At 58.4% G+C, this 21,924-nt stretch carries 18 protein-coding genes; 6 read left to right on the forward strand and 12 right to left on the reverse strand.

Translation table 11 applies throughout. The features are described 5' to 3' along the window. Positions 1-60 precede the first annotated feature (60 nt). Positions 61-468, reverse strand: a complete 408-nt coding sequence (locus C7446_RS16390) for a hypothetical protein (RefSeq protein ID WP_147408790.1) — start codon at positions 466-468, stop codon at positions 61-63. A gap of 244 nt (positions 469-712) precedes the next feature. Here C7446_RS16390 and C7446_RS16070 point away from each other — a divergent pair, with 244 nt between their 5' ends. From C7446_RS16070 to C7446_RS16090, 6 genes are all read left to right on the forward strand, one after another. Further along, on the forward strand, positions 713-1,033 hold the full coding sequence (locus C7446_RS16070; protein WP_121174134.1) for a hypothetical protein: 321 nt from the start codon (positions 713-715) through the stop codon (positions 1,031-1,033). Positions 1,034-1,101: 68 nt separating this feature from the next. Then, positions 1,102-2,070 (forward strand): DUF932 domain-containing protein, encoded by a 969-nt coding sequence (locus C7446_RS16075; protein ID WP_121174135.1) that lies wholly within the window; start codon positions 1,102-1,104, stop codon positions 2,068-2,070. A gap of 102 nt (positions 2,071-2,172) precedes the next feature. Then, complete coding sequence (locus tag C7446_RS16395; protein ID WP_147408791.1) at positions 2,173-2,358, forward strand: hypothetical protein; 186 nt, start codon at positions 2,173-2,175, stop codon at positions 2,356-2,358. 11 nt (positions 2,359-2,369) lie between these two features. After that, positions 2,370-3,107, forward strand: coding sequence for an ERF family protein (locus tag C7446_RS16080; protein ID WP_121174136.1), 738 nt, complete (start codon positions 2,370-2,372; stop codon positions 3,105-3,107). Positions 3,108-3,166: 59 nt separating this feature from the next. After that, positions 3,167-3,778 (forward strand): lambda exonuclease family protein, encoded by a 612-nt coding sequence (locus C7446_RS16085; RefSeq protein WP_121174137.1) that lies wholly within the window; start codon positions 3,167-3,169, stop codon positions 3,776-3,778. Positions 3,779-3,788: 10 nt separating this feature from the next. Then, entirely contained in the window at positions 3,789-4,286 is a 498-nt protein-coding gene (locus tag C7446_RS16090) for a JAB domain-containing protein (protein ID WP_121174138.1), read from the forward strand. Between the two features lie 217 nt (positions 4,287-4,503). Here the strand turns inward: C7446_RS16090 and C7446_RS16095 are convergent, their stop codons facing one another. From C7446_RS16095 to C7446_RS16145, 11 genes are all read right to left on the reverse strand, one after another. Further along, positions 4,504-4,860 carry a hypothetical protein gene (locus C7446_RS16095; protein ID WP_121174139.1) on the reverse strand — a complete coding sequence of 119 codons (357 nt, stop codon included), beginning with the start codon at positions 4,858-4,860 and terminating at the stop codon, positions 4,504-4,506. Between the two features lie 35 nt (positions 4,861-4,895). Further along, positions 4,896-6,902, reverse strand: coding sequence for an AAA family ATPase (locus tag C7446_RS16100; protein WP_121174140.1), 2,007 nt, complete (start codon positions 6,900-6,902; stop codon positions 4,896-4,898). A gap of 1,142 nt (positions 6,903-8,044) precedes the next feature. Next, a complete protein-coding gene (locus C7446_RS16105; RefSeq protein ID WP_245977885.1) occupies positions 8,045-8,743 on the reverse strand; it encodes a M48 family metallopeptidase in 699 nt (232 codons plus the stop codon). Beyond that, positions 8,743-12,111 (reverse strand): type I restriction endonuclease subunit R, encoded by a 3,369-nt coding sequence (locus tag C7446_RS16110; protein ID WP_121174142.1) that lies wholly within the window; start codon positions 12,109-12,111, stop codon positions 8,743-8,745. The genes C7446_RS16105 and C7446_RS16110 overlap by 1 nt, the downstream gene beginning before the upstream one ends. A 74-nt stretch (positions 12,112-12,185) precedes the next feature. Next, positions 12,186-13,343 carry a hypothetical protein gene (locus C7446_RS16400; protein ID WP_170150117.1) on the reverse strand — a complete coding sequence of 386 codons (1,158 nt, stop codon included), beginning with the start codon at positions 13,341-13,343 and terminating at the stop codon, positions 12,186-12,188. A 110-nt stretch (positions 13,344-13,453) separates the two neighbouring features. Beyond that, positions 13,454-14,548 carry a type II toxin-antitoxin system antitoxin DNA ADP-ribosyl glycohydrolase DarG gene (darG, locus tag C7446_RS16120; RefSeq protein ID WP_121174144.1) on the reverse strand — a complete coding sequence of 365 codons (1,095 nt, stop codon included), beginning with the start codon at positions 14,546-14,548 and terminating at the stop codon, positions 13,454-13,456. Continuing rightward, on the reverse strand, positions 14,545-15,201 hold the full coding sequence (gene darT, locus C7446_RS16125; protein WP_121174145.1) for a type II toxin-antitoxin system toxin DNA ADP-ribosyl transferase DarT: 657 nt from the start codon (positions 15,199-15,201) through the stop codon (positions 14,545-14,547). Before darT ends, darG begins: the two co-directional genes overlap by 4 nt. Before the next feature lie 2 nt (positions 15,202-15,203). Then, positions 15,204-17,015 (reverse strand): GmrSD restriction endonuclease domain-containing protein, encoded by a 1,812-nt coding sequence (locus tag C7446_RS16130; RefSeq protein ID WP_121174146.1) that lies wholly within the window; start codon positions 17,013-17,015, stop codon positions 15,204-15,206. A 49-nt stretch (positions 17,016-17,064) separates the two neighbouring features. Continuing rightward, entirely contained in the window at positions 17,065-18,309 is a 1,245-nt protein-coding gene (locus C7446_RS16615) for a restriction endonuclease subunit S (protein ID WP_211327969.1), read from the reverse strand. Then, positions 18,302-20,725, reverse strand: a complete 2,424-nt coding sequence (locus C7446_RS16140) for a type I restriction-modification system subunit M (protein ID WP_121174147.1) — start codon at positions 20,723-20,725, stop codon at positions 18,302-18,304. Before C7446_RS16140 ends, C7446_RS16615 begins: the two co-directional genes overlap by 8 nt. A 371-nt stretch (positions 20,726-21,096) precedes the next feature. Further along, positions 21,097-21,666, reverse strand: coding sequence for an inovirus Gp2 family protein (locus tag C7446_RS16145; RefSeq protein ID WP_170150118.1), 570 nt, complete (start codon positions 21,664-21,666; stop codon positions 21,097-21,099). Between the last annotated feature and the right edge of the window lie 258 nt (positions 21,667-21,924).

Genomic DNA, 21,924 nt, shown 5'->3' on the forward strand with positions numbered 1-21,924 from the left:
TCATCGGGTAGCTCGGTCAGGTGGTGACAGGGTAGCCAGATTCTACCCCGCCGATGGCGATCAGGCAGCTGCGGCGGGATTTATGCAGCGTTTCCCTAGCCGGGCGGGGCGACTTCCGTGACCGTTCTGCTCAAACACGAGTAGCCTATCCAAGGGTCGATATATGAAGTGATTTTTCTCCAGTAACCCTTCGTTTTCAGCAATTTCGATTTCTCTTTCATTACCTCCTGCCTCTCCTATATGCGGGATTTGGTCACCGCGGAATTTTGCAAAAACACCTTGAACACAACCACCTTGAACTGACAAATCCCGTAATTCGTAGGAAAAGCGACCGTCAGGTTGCACTGGCCCAGTACCGTTTTGAATATCCGCATATTGTTCTAGGAAGGCTTTTAAATCGAGCTGGGCATCTTGAGCACTGTTAGCAACGAAAAACCCAATAGTGATGTCTTTTTGATCAGCTGGCATCCATAACCCCTGCAACTTATGTAAAGAATTGTACTCACTCTAATTGTTCACAAAAGAAACGTCGACCGAGCAGCGAAACGGTCAATGACAAGGGGCCTCTCTATAACTGTATATATAGACAGTGTCAAGAAAGACACCGGTTGACGCAACACCATCAGGATCAACGCCAATCATTTTGAGACCTATATCACTCCTGTGAGCCAAGCCCTCCCCGGGCTTTCTTCACCGCCACAGGAGATGTGATATGGCCCCACCCTGCATGCGCTGTCACTCACGGCACCTCATTAACCTCGAGTCGGCCCACAAGCTCGGCATTGCAGCCGGCGCGCTGGCCGGCAGCCTCAAGAGCGCCTATGGATCGCTTTACGATGTCAGAACGCTAACGGTGGCGTCGTCCACGCACCTGCCGCTCAGTCGCGTGGCAAGTGCCGTCATTGCTGGCGCCTCCGGCGGTATCGCCGGTGCTGCTGCCGGCAACCAAATGGTCCGTCACCTATTGCCACCCGGTGATGGGACTCCCTGGCTCTGCCTGGGCTGTGGCCATGCCTTCCGAGTGCTGGCCTGATGCTGCCTTCTCACCATTCCACACAGGCCGGCGATCTGCCGGCTTTTTTTCGTCTAGGAGGATTTCCCATGGCACACCAAATCGAGCAAATGGCCTACATCGGCGATACCCCCTGGCATGGCCTGGGCCAACAGCTTTCTCGCCACCAACCGCTGGAGGTCTGGCGGCAACAGGCGGGAATGGACTGGCACATCGATGAATCCCCGGTGCGTTTCATCACCGATGGTGCCAGCCACTTGGGCAGCATTTATTCCTTCCCGGAGCAAAAGGTGCTTTATCGCTCCGATACCAAGACTCCGCTGTCAGTGGTGTCCCAGCGCTACAAGGTGGTGCAGCCGGAGGAAGTGCTGGAGTTCTACCGCGATCTCACGGAATACGCGGGGTATGAGCTCGAGACGGCTGGTGTGCTCAAAGGGGGACGCAAGTTCTGGGCATTGGCCCGTAGCGGACTGGGAGGTGCCCTCAAGGGCCAGGATCAGGTCAACGACTACCTGCTGCTGGCGACGTCCTGTGATGGCTCGTTGGCAACGGTGGCGACGCCGACTTCGGTACGGGTGGTCTGCAACAATACCTTGACCATCGCCGTGGATGGCATGGCGCAGGGAGTGAAAGTGCCGCACAGCACCGAGTTTAATCCGCAGCGGGTCAAGCAGCAGCTGGGGATCTCGGTCTCGCAGTGGGACGATTTCATGTACCGCATGAAGACCCTGGCCGAGCGCAAGATCAGCCAGGCAGAGATGCAAGCGTATTTCCAGTCGGTGATCTGCAATACCGACGGCCCGCTGGACGACCCTTCCAAACTGCCTAATGTTCGCGCCTTGAATCGCGTCCAGAAGCTCTACCAGGGCGAAGGGCGTGGTTCACAACTGTGCACGGCGCAAGGCACCGCCTGGGGGCTGCTCAATGCGGTCACCGAGTACGTGGATCACGAGAAGCGCGCCCGCAGCAGCGACTACCGCATGGACTCTGCCTGGTTTGGCCAAGGGGCCAGCCTCAAAGACAAGGCGCTGGAGTCCGCGCTCGCACTGGTGTCCTGAGCCGCTTCTGGCCCTTTATCACGCCTGTCTATTTGTCTTTCCAACATTTCGGCATAGCGCCCGGCCCTTTCAGGCTGGGCGTCGCTGTTTCTGGAGGTATCGATGCAACCGCGTATGACGTTCGAGACCTGCCGCGCCCTGACCCAGCTGACGCGTCAACTGCTGGAGGCCGGTGAACACACGACGGATACCCACGTGCTGGCCGAGGGGCGTCTCTACCGCGTGGCCGTGTATCTGGAGCCGGTCCGTGCCGACCAGCTCGATGAAGTCATCAACCGCTATCGCTAACGGAGGCCGTCATGGCAACCCCTATCAACCCCAAGCCCCCCAAGCAGCCGCCAGAGGCGCAGTCCCATCAGGACAGTACGGCGATCATCCAGGTCATCGAGCGGGCCGCCCTCAACCCCGACGTCGACATCGACAAGATGGAGCGTCTGCTGCAGATGCAGGAGCGCGTGCTGGATCGCCAGGCATTGATGGCCTACAGCGCCGCCATGGCGGCCATGCAGACCGAGCTACCGAGCATTGCCGAGCGTGGTCAGGGCAACAACGGCCACTACGCCACACTGGAGGACATCGTCGATACCGTGCGACCCATCATGAAGCGGCACGGGTTCGCGGTGAGCTTCCGCATCCAGACCCAGGAGCGTGGCATCCAGGTGACCGGCGTGCTCATGCACCAGGACGGCCATCGGGAAGAGACCAGCATGCTGCTCCCGGCTGATGTCAGCGGTAACAAGAACGCCGTCCAGGCCTTCGGCTCCTCGACCAGTTATGGCAAGCGCTACGTTCTCTGCGCTCTGCTCAACATCACCACACGGGGACAAGACGACAACGGAGAGACCGCCGCCTCGGTCCAGTACGTCACTCGCTTCCAGGCGGGTCAGCTCAAGCAGCTGATCGCCGCCTGTCCTCCCGCAGCTCAGGAATGGTTCGTGGGCAAGTACGGCGATGCCGAGCAAGTGCCACGCAATGATTTCGACAAGCTGCGCGCATCTCTACAAAAACGCGCCTATCCCAGCGCTCAACATCACTAACCGGCCGCGAGGGGTTCCCCCTCGCGGTCTATGCCGCGTCATCGAAAAAGGAGACCGTCATGCAGATCCTGACACTCGATCAAGGCACACCCGAGTGGCATGCCGCTCGGCTGGGTATCGTCACCATGTCCGAGCTGAAGACCCTTCTGGTCAAGGGCAAGGGGCCGGGGGGCTTCGGCAGCGGGGCGCTGAGCTACATGCATCAGCTGATCGGCGAACGCATCACCGGCGAGCCCTCGGATGCCTTTCAAGGCAATGCTCATACCCAACGGGGCCATGCGCTGGAGCCGGTGGCCCGCGCGCTCTACAGCGAAGCAACGGGAAACACCCGGCTAGAGCAGGTCGGGATCATCCTCAATCATGGCGTGGGCTATTCCCCAGACTGCCTGGTGAACGGCAATGGCCTGGCCGAGATCAAGACCAAGCTGCCCAAGCATCAGATTGAAGTACTCCTGAATGACGAAATCCCCCAAGAGCATATCGCCCAGTGTCAGGGCGGACTGTGGGTCAGCGAGCGGGAATGGATCGATTTTGTCAGCTACTGGCCGGGGATGCCGCTATTCGTGAAGCGCATCTACCGAGACGAGGCGATGATCCGCACCATCGCCGAGCGAGTCGATGCCTTCCACGAGGAACTGGAACGCCGCATGGCACTGGTGATGGCCGCCTGAAGGAGAAATCATGAATCATCAAAAACTGATAGCCGGCGAAGTCGCCGGCACCTATCACGTCACCGAGGCGGTGACCGAAGGCGAGCTATTACAGATTGCGAAACGACTCGCCCGACGACGGCTGGCCAAGGGGCGCAAGATCAACCAGCCCAGACTCGCGATCGAATACTTGCAGGTGCTGATGCAGGACTATGAGCATGAGGTGTTCAGCGCCCTGTTCCTCGATAGCCAGCATCGCGTCATCCGCTTCGAGGAGCTCTTTCGCGGTACCATCGACGCGGCGAGCGTCTACCCCCGTGAAGTCGTCAAGCAGGCGCTAGCACACAACGCCGCCGCCGTGATCTTGGTCCACAACCACCCTTCGGGCGACGCTGCACCCAGCGACGCCGACCGGCGCATCACCCAACGACTGAAGGAAGCGTTGGGGCTGGTGGAAATACGGGTGATCGATCATGTGGTCGTCGGAAGCGAGGGATGTGAATCCTTTGCGGAGCTGGGGTATCTGTGACAGCGCGTCACGACATAACGCCGGCGCCACCCCAACGGAGTGGCGCCGGCTATTCGCGGCATCATTTATTTTTTGTCAACTGGCGGCTAACGGCCAGGAGCAGCCATTAAGATTTTCCTGATATTTAACAATTTAGCTAAGCAGTGCGCGTAAGCGCGTCCGGTGGAGGCCCGCGAGGGCGGGACGAGCTTGAGCGACTTATTAAGTTTCCCTACTTTCAAAGTAACTTCCATTCCCGCTCAAGCCTTGCGACCTCATCTAAAAGCATATGCCTTCTAACGTCATTGCCTCTGCCACCACCAACATAGATAGTCCGGTCTTGTTCAAACTCCTCTATTACTGACGAACGCATTCTCTGGCGTAATGACGAATAGATCGAAGTATTGGCAAATACTTTCAGAGCCTGCTCGTCGTTGAAATCTGCCTCCTCAATAGCAACTCGCCATTCCTCTATTCTTGATCTGCGGGCAGCTTGCAATTCTGCAGCAGCACGGACCTTATGTCTTACCAACGGGGTGAGAAGTCCTCCGAGGAAGCCCAAGATTGCTGTAATAACTGGTGCCACTACTTCCATAGTTTATGACTGCCAATAGTTGTCTTATGCAGCAATTATTTTAGCGCTTTATTTAAGCTGCCAATCAACTCAGCCCACTGTTGGCATTCACTTTCCGTTAAATCTGAGGCTCCCTTCTGCCGCGCCCAGTGCAGAAATGCTTTAGCGAGCTTATACTTCGAGAAGCCGGCTATCTCACTATCGAAGATGTTTACTATTGGACGAGCTTCATGGGCAGCAGCTGTTGACCCAACATCCCAACCTAGATCATCATGAGCCACCTTTATCAAGGTCTCTCTGAGAAGATCTTCTATCTCAGGCTTTTTGACCTTGCCATCGTAGTAGTCTTTGGTTCGAAATATCTTCTTGTTGCCCAGCGTGTGGACCAGAGTATCTTGCTGGGCCGCTTGATCACCTGCTGCGTCCGAATCGAGCAGTGCTGCAACCTTAAGCTTATGAGCGTGCAAGATAGTCGCATAGTAGACGACCTTACCCGCACTATTAGCGAAAACTAGAGCAATATTCTCATTCAGGTTCGCAGTACCCGATTCACGGAGCATCTCCGCCACGGCTTCCACATACCAGTAATCCGTCAAGCCCTCCATAACGAGGTTCCTCGTCTTAGAGAAAAGGCTTTGCGCCAAGTCGTAACCAAGGGCTTCCTGAAGCGGCAAAAGCGCCCCCGGATCTCCTGACGACAGATTGCCGTGTACCTTTGACCCAACCGCTCGGTCTGTCATATCTACAACGCGAACTATATCCAGCTCATTCGGCCCGACGAGGAACGGTGAATGTGTTGTATATATTGTTTGATTCTTTTCTGCAAGACGGGAGATAGTCTCTCGAAAGTCACGTTGCTTGAGACCGTGGAGGTGGAGACCAGGCTCGTCAAGCAACAGGATCGCATTCTTATGCCTATCTGTAGCTTCTGCGAAGAAGACGACAAAAAACGATACTAGCCATTGAAAGCCTTCAGACCGTTGATCGAGCTCAACCTCTACACCTAAATCATCTTCAACGACAACCTTGAGATACTGACCATCCGCCTTGATCCGTAGGCGGTCTGCTTCTGCGCGATCCGGGTTGGGCATCCAGACTGATACAATCTCCTTGGTGAGCTTGACGCTTGCGCCGTTGAGCTGATATTCACGTTCATCAAGCCTATCCTGGTACGATTTCAGGGCATCTGCGTCACCGGCATTCGGAGCTTTAGCATTCCCCAAGTCCGCAAGGGATTTTGGCGTGAAACCAAGCAACTTCAGAAGACACAAATTCCCGTAGTCATATTGCTTGTCGTCGAGTACGCCACTTTGCACACGTTGAGCAAGATGTTCGAGATGAATACGCGGGCGAACACGGAAGTAGTTATTAAAGAGGACAAAGACCGGAAGACGGGATCGCAAGTGCCTGAGGGCTGCGGCTTGCTCCTTATGTACACTGCACGCTCTTAAAAGGCGGTCATAGCGCTTCTCTTCCGTTTCGTTATCTTCGTCAATTAAGGGCAAGGCCCCTTCTAGCCATTCTTTCAACTTTTCCGCGCGTTCGCCTTTAATTCTCGCATCGTCGCCCCATCCAGCCACAACCGCATCAAGTTGTGCGCTAGGCGCAGGATTCTCATCCTCCTTGTGCTTATCGATATGTGCACAGAGTCGCTTCAAATCCTTCGATAGCTCTCCGTACGTTGGGAGGCCCGGCCCTCCGACGATACGGTGCCACGATGTATTATCCAGTCTGCGCCCAAAGACATAATTGCATGTCTCGTAACCTTTCTCCAGTCCTTCTAAGTCGGCCTCCTCAAGCGTAAAATGACCCTCGACAACAGTGACGTCCGAAGGGTCTACTACTCCCCGCGTTATATCGTTGTATTCCGAACGTGGATAATCACGGAGTGGTTCAAATCCCTCGATTTCATCGGGCGCATTAAGTTTCTGAAGAGCTTGCAGGATAACAGTCTTTCCTGCTTCGTTCGGGCCGACGAGAATCGTCTTCCCATTCTCAACCTCGAACTCACCAGTGTCGCGAACACTTCTGTAATTACGAATCCTAGCCTTACTAAGCCTCATTGAAGTTATTCTCCTTGCCCTGCTTATCCGTAGCGTGCGAGGTGCACACCGGCACTCTGCCCCTTCTTGCACAGCGTATTAGACGACGTGTCTATGATTGGGCAAACGTGCCGGCACGTTTGCCCGGCAAATTCAGCCTGCCAAGGCTCTCACAAGCCTTTGATCCTTAAATGCATTAATTAACATTAGCATACATATAGAAAATCCGCAGACCTTGAATTTCCCGGAACGTCCGCTGTAGGCCGCTTTGGGTCGATTCTCGCCTGTGAGGCTGCTTTGCGAAGGTAGCTTCTTAGCCTGACGTGACGGCCATGGCACACATCACCTGGAGAGCCCCGTCCAGGTCGAGCATGCGTGCGGCGAACTCGCTGCAAAGAAGATCCCCTGGCAGATATTCATCGTATTTTTAGACCTGCTTATTCTCATCCAGGCCAGCCAACTCGTCCATAGAGGCTGGCGGCGCATCAAGTATTGATGCGAATAGCAGCGGGAGATTGATACAGCACTTATACGCTGAAACGGCCAAGCTCCCCACATCCTTCATATCCTGCGGCTTGATCAACTCCCGTAGCGCAGTTTGTCGCTAATCAGTAGCCACGCATAGCCTACGATGACCAGTACACATCGCGCCGTGCACGAGCAGCATGAAATCGCTACCAGAGCACAACAGCAGGTCGTCAGGCGCTCTTGGGTACCGACTCCAGTGCTTGTCTGGCCGCGTCGTGGACACATCCGAAGAGCAAGCTGGTATTACTCATCCCCAAGCATAGTAGCGTCCATAACACTTGGATTGACATTACCTGAGAGAGGTATTGCTGTCATGCCTTAATTAGGCGATGTTGCCCCAAAGCAGTAATGTCCACTTCGCCACATTCTAGAAACCCCCTTTTGGCTACAGGAGGGAACGATGGCGAAGGAGCAGATCACATATGGAGGGAGCGAAGGATATGAGCCCTTCGCGCAACGGGGGGCTGTGACGGCGAGTCACGATATAAAAGCCGGTGCTGCCCAAAAGGGCAGCACCGGCTGTTCACATCATCATTATGTTTGGAAGCTGGCTGTTAATGGCTAAACGTGCTTGACCACTATAGATACCAGCTCGCTCAGCAACCCCGTAGCCTTGGGTTTTGGTTTACAGAACCCTAAACCCCCTCCACCTCAATTCCATGCCTCGCGAGCCAGCCTTTGCGCTGCTCATAGTCCGGCATGGCACGTTCCAGACGGCGCCAGAAGGCCGGAGTGTGGTGGGGCTCGTGCAGGTGGACGAGCTCGTGAACGATCACGTACTCGGCAATGTGGCGCGGCAATAAAATGGTCTTCCAGTGGAAGTAGAGCTGATGGCCCTTGCCACAGGAGCCCCAGCGGTAACCGAGGTCCTGGACTTTCACGCCAGCGGGTTCCAGTCCCATACGGCGGGCATGCTCCTTGACCCTGGTGGTGAGCCAGTCGCTAGCACGGGTGCTGTACCAGCGGATGAAGTGTTTACGGGCATCGGGCAAGGCATCTTCACGCAGCTGGAAACGCCCTGCGGCGAGCTTGAGTGGGGCGTTCTGGGCATCAGGGGGTACGCACTTCAGACGGTAGCTGCGCCCCAGGTACAGAAACCCCTCGCCGTTGACGTACTCCTTTTGCGGCAATTGACGGCGTTGTTCGGCTTTCTGCGCCAGCTTCTGGTAGATCCAGGTGCGTCTCTCGATCACGAAGTCACGCAGGAGCTGCTCGTCGGTGCCGACGGGCGCAGCGATGAGCAGCTCACCGTCGCGGTCCACGGTAATTTCCAGTGTCTTGCGGCGCGAACTCTCACGCACTTCGAAGGTAAGGTCGTCCACGACGAGCTGCATCACGCTTTCACTAGCTTATGGTGGTTGCTGCGAGCCAGGTCGAGGAGCCGTTCGGCAGTGGCCTCGGCCTGGTCCATCGGCACCAGACTGCCCATCATCAGCTGGCTGAACAGGTGCTGCTTGAGGCGCTCCTGGTCCGGGATGTGGGACGGCTTCCAGAAGTCGGGAATGGCGATCTCGGGTTGGATCGTGGCCACGACCTCTTCGGTAGCGTCGAGCAGCGCCTGAGCGGTGGCCGGATCCAGACTCTTCGGTTCCAGGCCAGCGCTGGCCACCAACTCACGCCAGAAAGGCTCGGCGTGGGCGGGCATCTCGGGGATCGCCTCGCCATCGACACTGGCACCGTCACGCAGCTGCTGTATCAGCGTCTTGAGCGCCTCCACCTGGTCGGCCCACTGGCCATCGAGCTGGTCAAGCAGCTCCTCCAGGCGCTCGCTCAGGCGGCCGTACTTCACCGGATCCTCATCCAGGTGCTTGCGCACGTGAGAGCGTACCGCGTGCTCCATCTCCGAGGCCTTGGCGCGGTCGCCGGCCTGACGTCCCACATGTTGATCAAACTCGGCGTCGGTGAGCTGAACCGGTGGAATCTGCGGATCGATGCCCAGCGAGACCACGTAGTCGTCAATCAGCTTGCGTACCTTGTTGCCGGTATCGCGACCCAGCTCTGGCGTGTCCTTGTAGCGGTTGCGCGCCAGGGCATGAATATAGGCGAGTCGTTTGGCATCGTTGACGAATTCCAGCCCCTCGGGGCGGGGCAATACATCGTCCAGGCCGCGGTTGAACTCCTTGAGCTTGACCATGAACTCGGCGCGCACTCGCTCATCGCCAAGGGCCTGAACCGCCTCTTCAGCGTCGTCCAGGTCGTCCACGCCCTGGGAACGCAGCACATCGACCACGCGCAGGTGACGGTCGCGCAGCAGCGGGATCTCGTCCTTCAGGCTCTGCAGGGCGCCCTCGACATCTTCCTCGCTGTAGGCGGCCAGGGCCTCCTTGAGGTGGTTGGCCACGCCGAAGTAGTCCACCACGATGCCATGGGTCTTGCCGTGGCCGGTGCGGTTGACTCGAGCGATGGCCTGCAGCAGCTCCGCCTCGCGCAGCGAACGGTCTAGGTACATCACCCCCTCGATAGGGGCGTCGAAACCAGTCAGCAGCATGCTCTTGACGATCAGGAAGGCCAGCGGATCGTGCTTGGTCGCGTCCTTGGGTGCCTCGCCGTCGAGCGGAGGTAGCGGCTTCTTGAAGCGCTGGATGTGATTCTCGACGGCGGCACGATCGCTCCACCTGGCCCAGGCTGGGTCGTCGTTGTTGCCGCTGCTGAAGACCACGGCAAACTCCAGCTCGCGTAGCACCTTGCGGTAGCGCCAGGCCTGGATCGCCGCCTTGACCCGCGGCGGACGCATCAGCAGTTGGGTATCATCCAGCGCCTTGTCCTCAGGAGAGAGCGAGAGCGCCTCTTCCAGCAACTCGGCCTTGGCCTGTTCGAGGGCCTCGAAGTAGCGCAGGGCCGCACGGCGACTATAGGACACCAGTTGTGCCTTATAGCCATTGGGCAAGATATGGGTGACGTAGTGACGCAGGATGTCCTGGGCCTTCTCCTGAACCAGCTGCGGTGCCTCGAAGATCTGCCCCTTGGTGGCGTACTTCTGTTTGATCGCTTCCAGCTCTTCCTTGCTGTGATCGCGGAACAGGTCCTCGAACAGGCCATCGAGGCTGGCACCGTCCTTGATCGCCCCTTTGGCGGTACGTCCTTCATAGAGGATGGGTACCGTGGCACCGTCCTGCTCCGCTTCTTGGATGGTGTAGCGATCGATGTATTCGCCGAAGATGTCATGGGTACGCTTCTTGTCGCCCATAATGATCGGTGTACCCGTGAAGCCTATGCGTGCGGCATTGGGCAGGGCACGCATCATGTTGCCGTGCAGGTCACCGGCCTGGGTGCGGTGAGCTTCATCCACCAGGATCAGGATGTCCTCGCTGGTGTTGAGTACCTCGAAGGGCTCGCTGAGGGTCGGCTTCTTCGGGGAGTTATCGACCGTGGAAGCATTGGGTTCGGCGGCATCGCGACGGCCACTGTCCAGGCCCGGCGACGTAATGGCGTAGTTTTCGCCGGGCGCCTCGTCTTCGGTATCCGGGTCGCGGTATTTCTGGATAGTACCGAACACCAGGCCGGGGCCATCACGAGCCAGCAGCTTCTTTAGCTGGGTGGTGTTGCCGGCCTTCTCGACGCTCTCACCGGTGAGCTCGGCAGTGGCGGAGAGCTGGGCCTGCAGGTCCTTACGGTCGGTGATGACCACGACCTTGAAGCGGCGCAGGGTCGGGTCGGTACGCAGCTTGCGCACCAAGAAAACCATGGAAAGGCTCTTGCCGCTGCCCTGAGTGTGCCAGACGATGCCGCCGCGGCGGTCGGATTCGCCATCTTCGCGGCGCGTCTTGCCGTGCTTCAGCCGTTCGACCGCTCGAGTCACGCCACGATATTGCTGATAGCGGCATACCAGCTTTATCTCCTGGCCACCGTTGTTCATGAACAGGGTGTAGTGACGCACGATGTCCAGCAGGTTGGCCGGCATGAGCATACCGCTGATCAGGCGCTGCTGAGCGGAGAGGTCGGCCTCACCGAGCTTAATGGCTACCTCCGCCTCGCGCTGCGGTGCCACTGTCTTCCAGCTCAGGTAATGGGCGAAGCGAGCGCCGATGGTGCCCACCCGCGCTTCGTCGAAGTTGCTAGCCACCAGGAACTGGCTGGTGGCGAACAGAGCCGGTGCCCCCTCATGCTCCTCGACCTCGTTCTCCAGGAAGCGTTGGTCGTGATAGCGGCGCAGCTGGTCCACCGCATCGCTGAGGCCCTCCGGCACAGTGCGGCTCTTGCACTCCACCACCACCAGCGGGATACCGTTGACGAACAGCACTAAGTCCGGGATGACATGGCCCTTGGCGCTATCGTGCCCGGGTGGACACTTCACCTTGAACTGATTGACCACCGTGAAGACGTTGTTGGCGGGCACTTCCCAGTCGATAAAGCGCAGCGTCTGGCCACGGCCGCCGTCCCAGCCCTCGAGGCCTTCCACCGCCAGGCCGTTCAGCAACAGCTCGGTGGCGAGCTTGTTGGTCTCCAGCACCTTGTTGGCCGGCAGGCGGGTGATGGCCGACACCGCCTGGTCCAGGCGCGCCTCGTCGAGCCAGGGCTCATCGTCGCGCAGGTTGATATTGCGCAGCCGCTCGCGCAGCAGCGGCTCCATCACCACCTGGGCGAAGTTCTCACGATGAGTGACGGCAGGATCGTCCCCCGAGCCGGTCAGAAACTCCCAACCCTGGCCCACCAGCTGGTCGATAAAGGGTTTCTCTACGCCTGTGTACTCGGGACCTGCCATTCCCTGGCTCCAATACGCGATGAAAGAATAGTGATGCTAATAGACATATCGTGCCGCGGGAAACCTGAAGACCGTTACCACTGCCTTCGCTGATGAGAGTAGGTGTAGCTGGTCACTTTCTCGATATCGGCAAACAGGGCATCAATGCCCTGATTCAGCGGATTCCCGGTTTCCAGCCTATGCTCAACCCAGGCCAGCCATTCGCTCAGCGATGCCTCCCCAATCATGGTGTCCGGGTCGAGATCGAGCTGCTTCAGGGCCAGCAAGAAATGACAGGCTCGTTCGTGACGCTGCCAGATATCCGCAAACTCTAGAAACCGCTGCCACTGATTGTCGTCGCGTTGTCGCGCCTGCTCAGCAAGATGGCGTTCATACTCGGCAATTCTGGCGAGCCGCTCCTGCTCCAGCCGTTTCTGAGTTTCAAGCGCCATGATCGGCGCGGCCTGCGTTAGCGTATCGAAAATTTCAGGGAGACACGCTTCCAGCGTCACCTCATCCGTTTCCAGCCAGTCGTGCCTGAAGCCTTTAGGCAGATAGCGCTTGATCTCGAAGATCAGTTTCCCGGTCGGCTGCAGTTCCGGCTTCGAGTCTTTGCCCTCATTCCAGCGCCAGTGCTTCTCCTCTTCCGTCAAGGGGCGACGAACCTGCCTGTTCTTCTCGCGAAGCTGGATGGGAATCACCTCCCCTTCAAGTTCGATAGCCAACTTCTTTCGGCCATCCTCGATAGCCCTGCCGCCTGCCTTCTCTATGGCCTTGAAAAGGGTATCGAGAATACGCTGCCGACGGCGATCCATCGAGGTAAAAGGAGACGGCGCCAAGCCAGGTAGATAGCTATGCCGAGCATCTTCCTTTCGTCTTTTATGATCTTCTAGCCAGCCGGCGATGATGCGGTGTGGTTTCCTCAACTGCTCCGGTACGCTCAAACCGGGTACTGACTTAGCAGACGCATCTTTCTTCGACTCAGGCGTCGATGTCGCCAATGGCTTGGCCTTTCTACCAGACACCTTTGGTGTATCAGCTCGGGGGGATGTCTTGCGGCGAGATGGGGAAGGCTCTATGACCACGGTACTACTGGCATCGCTGGGTGCTTCGGGAAGTGGCGGACGAGTCATGGCCTTTCCAGCCGCCACTCGCGACCAGTGGCCTGCGGGAGGCGTAGGGATTCCAGCCTGATCACAAAGATCCTTCAGCCGTTGGCTCGCCACCCCATACTCGCGAGCCAGATGGCTCATGGGCGATGACCACACCTTTTCATATAGCCGTTCGCGATCAATACGTGTAACCGGTGCCCCTTCCGCCACGATTCCCCTCCCATCCGTCCGAGGTCCGCTGCCATGCCGGCTTATGACTCCGCGATCAAAGGTGGCTGAACGCCGACCCCACTCGTCAGTCGCTCCAGTGCCAGCGCGATCAGGCGGTCCGAGAATAGGCGCAGCTTGCGCTTGCCAGCCACATCGTCAGGCCAGTGTCGTAGCCCTTCCTTGATCGCTTCGACGGTGGGCTCGATACGTTCCTGGCTGATTAGCCAGTCCAGTGTCGCCAGCACCTCCATGCCCAAGGGAGACTGGAAACCGTCGATCAAGGCGTCGACTTCCTCCAGCACCTCGGCATAGGGCATGGCCTCGGCGCTGCGCAGATAGGCGTTGAGGCGCTCGCGGCGTGACTCATCGAACCATACGACTTCGTCGGGAGCGGCGTCATTGATGCGCTTCTCACTGTGTAAATAGCTGCCGTCCAGGCCATTAAGGAGATGACGCAGCCGGTCAGAGTAAGGGCCATAGCGATGGGGCTGGAACTCGAGCAAGAGGGGATCCTCTAGGCCATGGGCGAGGATGCGATGCTCCAACAGCCAGGCGAGCTTCTGCACCTCGAGCAGCGAGCACTCGATGCCCAGCACCCAGTAGCGACGCACCAGCTCGGCCATTAGTGCACGCGCCGGCGTCAGCTTCTCCACACCGCTGCGTTTAGCGACATTCTGATACTGAGGCGTGGGCTCGAACACCAGCACCCGAACGTCATCCAGCTCGCCCAAGGCTGCTTCGATACGAGGCTTTACGTCGTCCCAGTTTAGCCCGCCGTTACCACAGCCCAGTGGCGGCAGGGCGATGGAGCGAATGCCTCGCTCGTGGATCACCCTCTTAAGATCTTCCAGACCGGCATCGATCCACTCCATTCGCGTTCTAGCACGCCAGTGCTGCTTAGTGGGGAAGTTGATGATCCAGCGCGGCCCCAGCAGCGCCTCCTGCTCGGTGACTAACATGCGACCGGTTACCACCTCCTGACGCTGGCAGGCGGCCTCGTAGGCGGCCAGGTTTTCGGGGAAGGCCTCCTTGAACATCAGAGCGATACCCTTGCCCATCACCCCCACGGTGTTGACGGTGTTGATCAGCGCCTCGACATCGGCCTCGAGCAGGTTGCCTTGGGTGTATTCAATCATGGGAAGAACCAGTTGGGTCGTGTCACCACCTTCAGCTGAAGATGCTGTGCCGCGATCTGCGCCTCGACAGCATCTCGCACCTGATCAGTATACGTGCCAATGCCAAGCAATGCCGAGGCCGGCAAATAGTGATGCACCAGCGCCTCGGCTTGGTAGCGATCCGTCTTGTCAGGATTCTCGAGGTCGCGCTTGAAGTCCTTGGCCTGCAAAAGATCCCAGGGAACGAAATCCGCAAGATCCTCCAGCCGATCGCTGAACTCGGCATTGGCCAGGTAAGCATGCCGATCAGTGAAGAGAAAACTGATCCCGAGCTGCTCCAGATGGGGTAACGAGCTCACCAGTACGACGATATCCTCGCGGTCCTGCCTCGGCACGCCATGGCCGGTGACGATGTTATAGAGCATCATCGACGCCGGTGTGAAATAGAAAGGAATATAGTCGCTCAGCATGCCGCCTGGCGGTAGCAGCACCTCTCGCGTCATCCGCTTGTCGATCAACTCCTGCTTGCCGATGGTAACGAAGCCCGGATCCTGCTCCTCGGCCGACCTGCAGTAGAGCCCATTCGCCAGCAGCCACGGCAGGTTGTCGCAGTGCGTGATGCGAAAGATCAGCGCCTTTCGAGGATTCAGGCTGCGCGAGAGGTCATTGGCCATGTTCAGTCTTCCCCTTCCTCATCGGCACCCGCCAGCGGCTTCTTGCCCATGGCCTTCTCGATGATCTCCAGCAGGCGGTTCTTGCGCTGCTGGTAGAAAGCATGGAAGTCGTCGGTGCGCAGGGCCCCGGTCGGAATGCGGTGGCCTTCGAGGATGTCGTTCATCGCCTCGTCGTCGAGCTGGACCTGCTTGTGGTCCTGCAAGCGGGCCAGGTACTCAGACGGCGCATCCCCGCCGATCATGCGGTTGGTGCGGGCGGAGATCGGCGTCTTGTTGATGATGCCGTCGTAGATCCTAGGCGGAATGGCCTGTGCTTCGCACCAGGCACGCGGAAAAATATGGTGGATATCCAGCTCAACGCCCTGAAGATCCAACTCCTGGATATCGCCTTTCCAGAAGAAATCCTCCGCGCCCTCGCGCAGGATCAGCACGTTGATGCCCTTGTAGGCGGCGCTGTTGCGGCTACGCAGTGACTCCAGGCGGGTGGGATCGAAGGAGGCGTCGATCACCGTGCGTGGCAATTCGGCGTCATCCTTGAACCAGTTCATCAGCTCCTCCAAGTCCAGGGCTATACGAGTATCAACGGAACCGCCGTAGAGCTCGCCCAGCACGCCGCTCCAGAACCAGCGTGAGAGCTTGGCGTGAATACGGGGTTCGCGCCAGCGGTTTTCGAGCAAGGTGAGCAAGGCGGCGAGGGGCACCAACTGGGTGGCGTAGGGCAGCTCGCGGCGGCTGTAAAAACACTCGCCCTTGAGGAAGTAGGCCGCCTCGATGAAGCCTTTCTCCACGGCGTCGGCCCAGCGCCGGTACGCCTCGAGTGGCAGGTCAAGAACCGAGGCACGCTTGGCGCTGACCGGGCGAACCTGCTTGCCGGTCTTGCCGGCGGCCAGGTCCTCCTGCTTGCGTTCATGGGTATGCAGCAAGGTGATGGCCTGGAGCAGGTCAGTGCTCTCGACATCCGCCAGTAGCTCGTGGTTCTCGAGGCGGGCCTTGCGCGAGGGGACCTTGCGAATATCGGAGCCGAACCAGTCGTCGCGCAAATTATAGCCCTCCGCCGCATAGCTGGCAGTAATCAGCTCGAAAACCGAAAGCTGGACACCACCGGTGTTGACCTTCTCGAACACCAGGCAGACCGCTTCCTTGGAGGTCTCCTTCTTCAGTTCGATCACTGGCAACTGATAGGCGGAGAAGGCGCCGAGAATCTTCTTCTGGAACTCCAGAAACTCCCTCATGGCTTCCTGGTGGTAAACGAAGAGATCCTGTAGCCAATCCGAGGGATCGAGGATCTTGTCGCAGGGGAAGAGCAACTGCTCGCACTCGAGCTGGCGGGTGGAGAGGTCCAAGTCCACGTCGCGGCCGAAGTTCTTGGTCGTCTGGCGGTTTTCATCCACCGCCACCACGGCATCCTCCAGACGGTCTTCACCTTCCAGTGCCATGCGAATGTCGAAGTAGTAGTGGCGCCGGACCTTCTTGCCCTTGGCGGTGCGGGTATCCACCGGGGCATCCAGGCCTACCGCCTGGGTCAGGCTGGTCAGGCGCTGCTGGCCGTCAAGGATCAGGTGGTCCGGGTCCTTGGTCACGGTGTTGGGGTCGACGCCCTCCACCGGCCGGGTCTGGAAGCGCACCTCGCCGCCGGTCTCCATCAGCATCACCGCGCCTACCGGGAAGGAGCGGGCGATGCTGACCAGGAGGCTCTTCACGTGGTCGTCGTCCCACACCCAGCCGCGCTGAAAGTCGGGGAGCTGGATCTTGCCGGTGGTGATGTCCTTGAGCAGCTCGGGGAGCGAGCGTTTGGTGCTGTCGAAGGTGGTCATGGCGGTTCCCTGTGCGATGTTGTCCTGATGTTGTTGTGAGAGCCCCGGTCTATGCCGGGGTGGTGGCCTGGGCCGTGTCGAGAAGTGGCGTGACACGGACGCGGCCGGTCAGGAGGTCGTCCATTAGGCCTGACTTGAGCCTATAACGGGACATTAGGTCGCCTCTTAAAGAGTCGATGTTGTTCTGTAGTGAGCTTACCTTCTCCACGATTAGCTTTTGCTCTCTTGGGCTTGGCATGGGGATTTCGAGTCTCGACAGATTTCTCCAGTATATGGCCGCAACTGAGGTTGTTCCTGTGGCCAGCTGTCTTATACGTTTTCTTCCAAGAGTGGAGCCCATATAGCTACTGACAAAATGACCATTTGTGTGCTCAGAGAAGCGGATTCTCAGGATGTTGTTGTCGAAGGTGAAAAGATCTCCCTCGCCTTTCCATGAGCATGTTTTACCAACAAGCTCTGGAGTGTTTCTTGTATTAAAGAGCAGGTCTCCATCGCGCAGCAAAAGACTTTTAGAAACTTTGCTTGCTGAGATGTTTTCAATATCCGTAAGCGATAGTTTGTTCCCCCAGTTAAGATTACCCATTTTGATAAGCTTTAGCTTTGGCGATGAGCCGCCCCCCCTACGTGCAGTTCCCAGAGTAGTTGAGGTCATCATTTTGCTAATCGCAGCATACTCCCACTCCCTCGGAATCAACCCCAGCGGCGACTCTTTGTAGAGCTCAGGGGCCTGCTCAGGACTGGGGCGGAGCCGGCCGCTATCGTCAATGCCGCGGGTCAACAGATCGTGGAGTAGGCCCTCCTTGACCTTCTCCAGCTTGGCGATCAGCGCCTCAGTCTTCTGGATCTGGATGTCGAGAGTATCGAGGATGCGGGCAATGAGGCGCTGGCTCTCAAGAGAAGGATGCCATACAAGGAAGTCCTTTAAAGCACTCCCTATAATTTGGGGTTGGGCCGACCCGGTGATGCAGTCTTTTAGTCCATCATGCTTGAGAAAGTGATAGAGATAGCGCTGATCGAGACGAGATGTATTGAGGTCGTCTAGCGCCATTGCATTGCCAGTTATGTATGATTTTTCTGGCGTAAGATGGATCTCGCCGCAAGTTGAGCCTCGGCAAGTGATGGCTACAGTAGGCTTTTCATGTGTGTAAGAGTCATAGAAGCCGATAACTCCATTGGCGCCATAAACAGGGTAAAGGCCTACCCTCCTTATCACTTCATGACTGATTGTGGGCCATTGCCGTGGCCTGGAAATTTCGCCAAGCTTACTTGGTTTGAAGTCAGAGTAATCAGACATACCCCAGTCCCTCCAGATACTGCTGCAGCTCCTTGGCGGCGGCATCGCGCCCGGACTCGATATCGGCCAGTGTCACGCGGTACTTGTCCCACCAGGTCTCAAAGGCCGCGATCACCTGTTGGCGCTGCTGGCGGATATGGCGCTCGAGGATGCTCTTGAGATCGTTGTGCAGAATGGTGCCGACCAGCTCGGCGGCGGCGGGCTCGTCAAGGGCGTCCACGGCTTGATTCAGGCGCGTCTCGAAATTGCCGACCTTGGCCTTGTGGGCCTTGCGCGCCTGAGTGCGTTCGTTCTTCCAGCTTTTGATCTGCTCTGGTGTCGGAGCATCGTCGTCCTCGCTATCGCCCGACTCCGCTTCCTCGCCGTCATCCCCCTCCGGCTTGGCCTCGGCGGCCTTGATTTGGGCGTCCAGCTCGGCCTTGCGGGCGGCCAGCTCCTCCAGCTCGGCCACGTAGTCCTCGAGCAGGAAGTGCACCAGGCGGTGATCCAGCGGGTTGGCCTTGCTCTGCTCGTCCTCCAGCAGGCTATTAATGCTGGTGCGCCAGGCGTCTACCACGCCGAGGCAGCCGCGGGCTTGTAGGGTGCGGAACTCGTTTTTGTTGTCGAACCAGAAGCCGGCGATGATGCCGCGCACTGCGAAGCGGTCGAGCATGGCGGTGGCGTCCAGCGCTGTGGTAAAACTTTGAAGCAGTTCATCACGCAGCCCGGTGAGCCGACCCTGCTGATTGCTCAGCGAGGTAATGCTGCTGCCGTGTTCTCGCCACCAGGCTTCGAAGGCCTGCATGACCCGGGCCTCTTTCTGCTGCAGGCTCGTATTGTTCTCGATGGCGGGCTTGAGATCGCGCTTCTCATCCAGCCGCTCGGCGAAGTCCACGTAGTCGGCGTCATTCGCTCGCGGCATGAAGAGCGCCATGGGATCGAGCCCCTGGGCGTCGAAGAGCGGGCGCCTGGCGTCGATCTCGGCCATCGGTACGCCACCCTTGAGGTGGGCGCGCACGTCCTGGGGCTCCGGCGACGGCGTGTTGTCAGCGTAGCGGCGGATGTTGAGGTTGTAGTCGTTGTCGCGCAGCTCCGCGATGGGTACCACGCGAGAGAACCCCGGCTCTTGGGCAAAGGCCTCGAAGGTGCTGGCGATCTTCTCGATGTGCTCCGGCAGCAGGTGGTTCTGGGCGCGGCCCTCGTAGTATTCGCGGTCGGCGTTGATGAACAGCACCTTACCCTGGCGCTCCTCGGGTTTGGCGCCCTTGGCGCGCAGCACCAGGATGCTGGCCGGGATGCCGGTACCGTAGAACAGGTTGGGGGCCAGGCCGATCACCGCCTCCACCAGGTCGTCCTCCAAAAGACCGGCGCGGATACGCTTCTCGTCGCCGCCGCGGAACAGCACGCCGTGGGGCATGACGGTGGCCAGCATGCCATCGGCCTTGAGGCTGGCGACCATATGTTGCAGGAACATCAGGTCGGCCTTCTTGGCACCTTCCGGCACGCTGCCGTAGTGGAAGCGCTCGGGGAACTGCTGGCTGGGGGTATAGCCAATGGAGAAGGGCGGATTGGTGAGAATGCGGTCGAAGTGCATCAGTTCGCCGCCCTCGACATGCTGTGGATCCGTCAGGGTATCCTCGTTGTGCAGATCAGCATTGCTGATGTCGTGCAGCAGCATGTTCATCTTGGCGATGGCCCACACCGAGCCGGAGGTCTCCTGGCCGAACAGGTTGAGCCGGCGCGGATCGCCGCCCTGTTCCTCTAGGTACTCCTTGGAGAGGATCAGCATACCGCCCGACCCCATGCAGGGGTCGTAGACACTGTGACCTTGCTGCGGGTTCATCAACCGCACCATCATGCGAACCACCGGGCGCGGCGTGTAGAACTCGCCGCCCTTTTTGCCGGCGGAGTCGGCGAAGTCGCGGATTAGGTATTCGTAGGCGGCACCCAGCAGGTCGGGAAACTCGAAGTCCTCGTTGCGCAGCCGGTACTCGCTGAAGTGGACGATGAGGTCGCGGAGCTTCTTGTCCGGCAATGTGGTGGAACCCACCTTGCGAGTGAAGTCGATGTGCTCCAGCACCCCGGCGAGGCTGGTGTTGTGCTCTTCCAGGCCGGCCAACGCCTTGTTCAGCGCATTGCCGACGCCCTGGTGGGCCTCTTTCAGCAGGTAAGGCCAACGCGCCTGCTCCGGAACGTAGAAAGAGGCCTTGTACCAGCTCGGCATCTCGATGATCTGGGCGATGTCGATGTCGCTCTTGCCGGCCTGTTTCAGCTGCTCGCGGACCTCCTCCTGGCGTTGCTCGAAAACGTCCGAACAGCGCTTGAGGAACAGCATGCCGAAGATGTACTCCTTAAACTCCGAGGCATCCATGCGCCCACGCAGAATGTCGGCCGCCTTGAAGAGGTGCCGTTCCAGCTGGTTGAGGGTGAGGATCATGTAACGCTTGCTTCCTGTATTCGGTGAGCGGCTGACTTGAATGGCCGCGATTATAGCCGCCTATCTCACCAGAGTTGACGCGTGAAGGCCATGGGCTGACAAAGAGAGCATCCAGCAATCCTGGAGGCAGGCTCTGAGCGCCAGTCACGCATTGGCTTGCTTCGATAACCGCTTTGCGTCGATATAGCCCCTGAACCGCTGAACCGTCCCATTGAGCAGGTAGTCCTGGATCACGCGCTTTATCGTGGTTCGCAGAAAACTGTATTGACTGCCCTGCCCATGCCACATACGGCTCAGGCAGCCATGGCACCACGGCATCCACCTGGGGCAGGAACCGCTCGCGGCGGGTGGCCTTCTTCTTGTTCTAGTGCTCAGTCCCGACTGGTATCAAACGCCCGCAGCCCTAGACCGTAGTGTTTCGTATCAGCCTTGCACATGTAAGAAGCTCGGTAGAAGGCTTTCTGAAAGTGGCCCACATTCCCCCTGTCGACCCAGTACACTGGGTTAGCTGGCACATGTATCCAAGGATCCTCCGGATTCCATTCCACACCTAACGCGCTGTACCAGGCACGCGAGATACGGTTGGAGAGGTTCTCGTTAGGCGAGCATGCTCTCCCGGGCATGTGGTAAGCATCGCGATTGAGGATCAAGAAGAAGTGGTAGTGCAGCTTGCCATTGGTACCGACCTCCCGACACCAGACGTAGCGGACCTTGGTATCCGGCACCCAGCTGCTCCGACACTTCCGTGTCCTATCGTGCTTGATGATGGCTTTCAGGGAAGCGATGAACCGCTTGATAAGGAGCTTGTGGTCTTCCGACGTCATCCTGTCGCTGATCACGGTAGGAATAACCGGGTCAACCCGAAAAGCCATCACTCGAGGGTAATCGCTCATGGCTTTCTGCAGCGTAGCGTGGAGCGCCTCAAGGTACTCGGCCACCATCGGCAAGGACTCCATCTGAACCCCTAGGCCGTTATATGAATTGTTGTAATGTAAGTGCAGGTTGGAGTTGGAAGGGTGTCGCTGTGGCATTTCATATCTCCAGTGGGATGGGCAAACGCCATGACCGGCAAAGCATGGGCGTTTGTTTTAGGCACGGTGGGTCGGCGGTCTCAATGACCAAGCGCAACACGTGACCCATCAGGTACGGTGTTGCCATGAACCACTGCTATCGCCATCTTTCTGCTGAAGACCGGGCCG

Origin of the sequence: Kushneria sinocarnis, assembly GCF_003633775.1 — a bacterium.
Classification (GTDB): domain Bacteria; phylum Pseudomonadota; class Gammaproteobacteria; order Pseudomonadales; family Halomonadaceae; genus Kushneria; species Kushneria sinocarnis.